Consider the following 6,588-nt stretch of genomic DNA (forward strand, 5'->3'; position numbering starts at 1 on the left):
TCCCATCCCCACGGGCTCTGCCCCTTTCACCCCGCTGGGGCTGCGCCCCAGACCCCCTTCGGCCTGAACGGCCTCGTCCTCAAACGCCGGACGGGCTGGATGTAGCCGGCCTGGGCTGAACAGGGTGCCGCCTGCGATGGGTGGCGTCCCGGGACACGTGGCCTGCTGGCACGTCGCCTCCTGCCAGTACCCGGGCCACCGCTCGGACGGTCACGGCGGCGCGGGGCTCAGGCCTGTGCCGAGGTGGGCGGGAAGCCTGTGTGCGCCGGGCCCGGCCGCTGAGCCGGGACACTCCGTTTCCATCCGCTGAGGTGGGAACACGGGACGTGTCCGCGATGCTGTCCCCCACAGGAGGTGATCGGCGATGGCCGACGGTCAGACAGTGGGTCCGTTCCGTATCGAGCACGATTCGATGGGGGAGGTACGTGTCCCGGTCGACGCGAAATGGCGGGCGCAGACCCAGCGGGCGGTGGAGAACTTCCCGATCTCGGGGCAGCCGATCGAGCGCGCCCACATCGAGGCGCTGGCCCGCATCAAGGGTGCCGCCGCGAAGGTGAACGCCGAACTCGGCGTACTGGACAAAGACATCGCGGAGGCGATCCAGGAAGCCGCGCGTGAGGTCGCCGGCGGGAAGTGGGACGAGCACTTTCCCATCGACGTGTTCCAGACCGGGTCCGGGACCTCGTCCAACATGAACACCAACGAGGTGATCGCCACCCTCGCGACCGAGCGGCTCGGCAGGGACGTCCACCCGAACGACCACGTCAACGCCTCGCAGTCGTCCAACGACGTCTTCCCGTCCTCCATCCACATCGCGGCCACCGGTGCCGTCATCCACGACCTGATCCCCGCCCTGGAGCATCTCGCGAGCGCGCTGTCGCGCAAGTCCGTCGAGTTCGCCGACGTGGTGAAGTCCGGGCGGACCCACCTGATGGACGCCACGCCGGTGACGCTGGGGCAGGAGTTCGGCGGGTACTCGGCGCAGGTGCGTTACGGCGTCGAGCGGTTGCAGGCCTCGCTGCCCCGGCTCGCGGAGCTGCCTCTCGGCGGGACCGCCGTCGGGACCGGGATCAACACCCCGCCCGGGTTCTCCGCCGCCGTGATCGCCGAGGTCGCGCTGGTCACCGGGCTGCCGTTGACCGAGGCGCGGGACCACTTCGAGGCGCAGGGTGCCCGGGACGGGATCGTCGAGACCAGCGGGCAGCTGCGGACCATCGCCGTAGGACTGACGAAGATCGCGAACGATCTGCGGTGGATGGCGTCCGGGCCGCGGACCGGGCTGTCGGAGATCTCGCTGCCCGATCTTCAGCCGGGGTCGTCGATCATGCCCGGCAAGGTCAATCCGGTGATTCCGGAGGCCGTGCTGATGGTCGCCGCGCAGGTCGTCGGGAACGACGCGACCGTCGCCACCGCCGGGGCCGCGGGCAACTTCGAGCTCAATGTGATGCTGCCCGTGATCGCCAAGAACGTTCTCGAGTCGATTCGGCTGCTCGCCAACGTCTCGCGGCTGCTTGCCGATCGGACCGTCGAGGGGATCGTCGCTCACCGGGAGCGTGCGCGCGAATACGCCGAGTCCTCGCCGTCCGTGGTCACTCCGCTCAACAAGTACATCGGGTACGAGGAGGCCGCCAAGGTCGCCAAGAAGGCGCTCGCGGAACGGAAGACGATCCGCCAAGTCGTGCTGGAGAACGGCTATGTGGAGCGCGGTGACCTGACCGTCGCGCAGCTCGACGAGGCCCTTGATGTCCTGCGGATGACGCGTCCGTAACCAATTGTCGCCATGGCGCGAACCGTGACGCGCACCGCAGCGTCGTATGCCCGGGGCACCTAATATCTGTTCATGGCAGACGGTGGAGCGGTGCGAGCGGTGGAAGCGGGTACGTCTACGGCCTTCTGGGCGCCCGGGAGTCAGATCCTGTGGCGCTACCGGGAGAACGCGGGCAACCGTTTCCACATCGCCCGGCCCGTCACGGTCGTCCGCGACGACGAGGAACTGCTCGCCGTCTGGATGGCGCCCGGCACCGAGTGTGTGAAGCCGGTACTCGCGGACGGTACGTCGGTGCACGGGGAGCCGTTGGAGACCCGGTACACGAAGCCGCGCACGGTCCAGCGCGACCACTGGTTCGGCACGGGTGTGCTGAAGCTGGCGCGGCCCGGTGAGCCCTGGTCGGTGTGGCTTTTCTGGGAACCCGGATGGCGGTTCAAGAACTGGTACGTGAACCTTGAGGAACCGCAGCTCCGTTGGGACGGCGGAGTCGACTCGGTGGATCACTTCCTGGACATCTCCGTCCACCCGGACCGCAGTTGGCGCTGGCTCGACGAGGACGAGTTCGCGCAGGCCCAGCGGGACGGGCTGATGGATCCCCAACTCGCCGAGCGGGTACGGGAAGCGGGCTGGTCGGCGGTCGAGACGATCCGCGCGTGGGGGGCTCCGTTCGCGGACGGCTGGCAGCACTGGCGCCCAGATCCGTCCTGGGCTGTACCTTCACTTCCGGAGGACTGGGACCGCACCCCCGCGCACATGTCCACATGAGACCCTTGATGCGCCCCCGGTCCTCAACCGTAGGATCGTCCTCCGCAAGGGCAACAGACAACTCCCGGGGTATGCACCGGGACTGACCAGACGTCACCGAGGGGCGGCAGGACGTGAGCGAGGGGTATCAGGGCACCACCGGACCGGGCCGCCGGTCCGCCGGTGACACAGGAACAGCCTCTGACCACGCGGGAATTCCGTTCCTGGGGCACGTATTCCGGGTATCGGCATTTCAGCGGGACGATCCGCACGCGCGGCGTGCGGTCCCGGACGGACGGATTCGACACGCGTGACGGAGCACCCCACCTCCTTCGAGCGCCCCGGCGGCGCCGACCCCGCAGACCCCCGCGGGGCGCTCCTGCACACCCCGACGCCGTCCAGGCCGTCCGGTGGAGCCGGCTTACCGGCACAGGCACGCACCGGCGAGCCGTCCTCGGCGCCGGGTACGAGCACGTCCCGCGCCAAGGGGAAGGACCCGGCAGGTACCCCTGTGAAGCCCGACACCGCAGGTGGCTCCGAGCACTCCCAGCCCTCGGCCGCCGAACCCGACGCCCACCGCCCGCGCCCCGCACCCGACGGCATCCCGGCCCAGCCGGGCGTCGGCGAGGTCTCCGACGCCGCCGCCAAGGAGCGCCGTACGGGACAGGGGCTGCCGCCCGCCGGTCCCATGCCGATGCGGCGGGACGGGGACCGGCTGCGCTTCGTGGGCGCCGCGACCCGGCGGATCGCCCGCGGCATCGACCTCGACGAGATCGTCATGGGGCTGTGCCGGGCGACCGTGCCGACGTTCTCGGACGCGATCCTCGTCTATCTGCGCGACCCGCTGCCCGTGGGCGACGAGCGGCCCACGGGTCCCGTCGTGCTGCGCCTGCGCCGTACCGACCGCATCCCGGAGGAGCGGGACACGGAGAACGGCTTCATGCCCGCGATACAGCCGGAGCAGCCCTCCGAACTGTCGGCGGTCACCGCGGAGTTGTGCGAGGTGCGGCCCGGCGGTGCGCTCAACGAGGTGCTGCGGGGCGTACGTCCCGTCTTCGCCGACTCTCCCGCCGCGCGCCGCGCTGCCGGAACTCCTCGGTGAGGGCGGCGAGTTGATCGTCCCCGCCGGTCAGCGCGCGATCCTCGCGCCGCTGCGCGGCCGGCGCCGGGTGATCGGCGCCGCGCTCTTCCTGCGCCGCCCCGAGCGCATGGCGTTCGAGGCCGACGACCTCTTGGTCGCCGCCCAACTCGCCACGCACAGCGCCCTGGGCATCGACAAGGCGGTGCTCTACGGCCGTGAGGCGTACATCGCCGACGAGCTCCAGCGCACCATGCTCCCCGAGACCCTCCCGCGCCCCACCGGCGTACGGCTGGCGTCCCGGTACCTCCCGGCCGCCGAGACGGCACGCGTCGGCGGCGACTGGTACGACGCGATCCCGCTGCCCGGCAGCCGGGTCGCCCTGGTCGTCGGCGACGTCATGGGCCACTCCATGACCTCGGCCGCGATCATGGGCCAACTCCGCACCACCGCACAGACGTTGGCCGGTCTCGACCTGCCCCCGCAGGAGGTCCTGCACCACCTCGACGAACAGGCCCAGCGCCTGGGCACCGACCGCATGGCGACCTGCCTCTACGCGGTCTACGACCCGGTCTCGCACCGCATCACCATCGCCAACGCGGGACACCCGCCGCCGGTGCTGCTGCACCTGGGCGGCCGGGCCGAGGTCCTGCGAGTGCCGCCCGGCGCCCCGATCGGTGTCGGCGGCGTCGACTTCGAGGCCGTAGAGCTGGACGCGCCTGCGGGAGCGACCCTCCTCCTCTACACGGACGGGCTCGTCGAGTCGCGGCTGCGGGACGTCTGGACCGGGATAGAGCAGCTGCGCGAGAAGCTCGCCGCGGTCGCGCAGCTCACCGGACCTGATCACCCGCCGCCCCTCGAAGCCCTGTGCGACGAGGTGCTCGACATGCTCGGCCCGGGTGACCGGGACGACGACATCGCGCTGCTCGCCGCCCGCTTCGACGGGATCGCGCCCAGCGACGTGGCGTACTGGTTCCTCGACCCGGAGGACTCGGCCCCCGGCCAGGCCCGCCGGCTGGCCCGGCGCGCGCTGGCCCGCTGGGGCATGGAGGACATGAGCGACTCCGTGGAACTGCTGGTCAGCGAGGTCGTGACGAACGCCGTACGGTACGCGTCGCGGCCGGTCACGCTCCGGCTGCTGCGGACCGACGTGCTGCGCTGCGAGGTCGGCGACGACGTGCCCCAGCTGCCGCGCCTGCGGCAGGCACGGGCCACGGACGAGGGCGGACGCGGGCTGTATCTGGTCAACAGACTGGCCCGTCGGTGGGGAGCCACCCGGCTGAGCACCGGGAAGGTGGTCTGGTTCGAACTGAACCGAAATTAGACCCCGTCCAAATGTTGCCGACGTCGTGGCGTCGGAGTTGACTGCTGGGGTACGCGAAGCAGAAGCGACCTACTCTCTCTGACAGGAGGACGCTCGTGACGCAGGCACCCCAGCACACTCCGTACACCACGAACAACGTCGGCATCCCGGTGGAGAGCGACGAGCACTCGCTCACCGTCGGGCCCGACGGCCCGATCCTGCTCCAGGACCACTACCTCATCGAGAAGATGGCCCAGTTCAACCGGGAACGGGTCCCCGAGCGGGTGGTGCACGCCAAGGGCAGCGGCGCGTACGGCTTCTTCGAAGTCACCAACGACGTCAGCCAGTTCACCCGGGCCGACCTCTTCCAGCCGGGCAAACGCACCGAGATGCTGGCCCGGTTCTCCACCGTCGCCGGTGAGCAGGGCTCGCCCGACACCTGGCGCGACCCGCGCGGCTTCGCCCTCAAGTTCTATACGGAACACGGCAATTACGACATGGTGGGCAACAACACCCCGGTCTTCTTCGTCCGGGACACCATCAAGTTCCAGGACTTCATCCGCTCGCAGAAGCGGCATCCGGTGACCGGGCTGCGCAGCAACGACATGCAGTGGGACTTCTGGACCCTCTCCCCCGAGTCGGCGCACCAGGTGACCTGGCTGATGGGCGACCGGGGCATCCCGAAGACCTACCGCCACATGAACGGCTACAGCTCCCACACCTACATGTGGATCAACGGCGCCGGTGAGCGGTTCTGGGTGAAGTACCACTTCAAGACCGACCAGGGCATCGAGTACCTCACGCAGGCCGAGGCCGACGAGCTGGCCGGATCCGACGGCGACAAGCACCGCCGCGACCTGCACGAGTCGATCGAGTCCGGGAACGCGCCGAGCTGGTCCCTGAAGGTCCAGATCATGCCGTTCGAGGACGCGGCGGACTACCGCTTCAACCCCTTCGACCTGACGAAGGTCTGGCCGCACGGGGACTACCCGCTGATCGACGTCGGCCGCATGACCCTGAACCGCAACCCCGAGGACTACTTCGTCCACATCGAGCAGGCCGCCTTCGAGCCCTCGAACCTGGTACCGGGCATCGGCCCCTCGCCGGACAAGATGCTGCTGGGCCGGCTGTTCTCCTACCCGGACACCCACCGGTACCGGATCGGCCCCAACTACGCCCAGCTGCCGCCCAATCGGCCGCACTCCCCGGTCAACTCGTACGCCAAGGACGGCCCGATGCGGTACGAGGCGTCCAACGCGGCGCGGCCGTACGCCCCGAACTCCTACGGCGGCCCCGCGGCCGACTACGGGCAGTTCGGCGACCCGGCGAGCTGGCAGACGGCCGGTGAACTCGTGCGCGAGGCAACGAAGTTGCACCGTGAGGACGACGACTTCGGCCAGGCGGGCACAATGGTCCGCGAGGTCCTCGACGACGCGGCCCGCGACCGCCTCGTGGCGAACGTCAGCGGCCACCTGAAGGCCGACGTCTCCCGCTCGGTCCTCGACCGCGCCCTCCAGTACTGGCACAACGTCGACAAGGAACTCGGCGACCGGATCGCCGCGAACTTCGCCTCCTGGGTCCTCTCCAACCACGACGTCACCCGGCACGCCACCCGCTTCGCCAACCCGCCCGGCCTCGGGGTGATCCGCCCGTCCGCGTACGAGGACAACGCGCTCGCTACCCAGCCGCGCCCGA

Annotated in this window: 3 protein-coding genes and 1 pseudogene; all 4 read left to right on the top strand. The window is 70.1% G+C overall.

What is annotated here, in order from left to right; translation table 11 throughout:
• The first annotated feature begins 364 nt into the window (after positions 1 to 364).
• The gene (locus ACNFOC_RS48750; protein ID WP_416965432.1) at positions 365 to 1,768 is read left to right on the top strand and encodes a class II fumarate hydratase; all 1,404 of its coding nucleotides are present in this window, start codon (positions 365 to 367) and stop codon (positions 1,766 to 1,768) included.
• 72 nt (positions 1,769 to 1,840) lie between these two features.
• Positions 1,841 to 2,533 (top strand): cytidylyl-2-hydroxypropylphosphonate hydrolase, encoded by a 693-nt coding sequence (gene fomD / locus ACNFOC_RS48755; protein WP_416965433.1) that lies wholly within the window; start codon positions 1,841 to 1,843, stop codon positions 2,531 to 2,533.
• Positions 2,534 to 2,822: 289 nt separating this feature from the next.
• Positions 2,823 to 4,914 (top strand): annotated as a pseudogene (locus ACNFOC_RS48760) (SpoIIE family protein phosphatase).
• A gap of 95 nt (positions 4,915 to 5,009) precedes the next feature.
• A partial coding sequence (locus ACNFOC_RS48765) for a catalase (protein WP_416965434.1) occupies positions 5,010 to 6,588 on the top strand: 1,579 nt, incomplete at its 3' end.

Origin of the sequence: Streptomyces colwelliae (genome assembly GCF_048158785.1) — a bacterium.
In the GTDB taxonomy this organism is placed as follows: domain Bacteria; phylum Actinomycetota; class Actinomycetes; order Streptomycetales; family Streptomycetaceae; genus Streptomyces.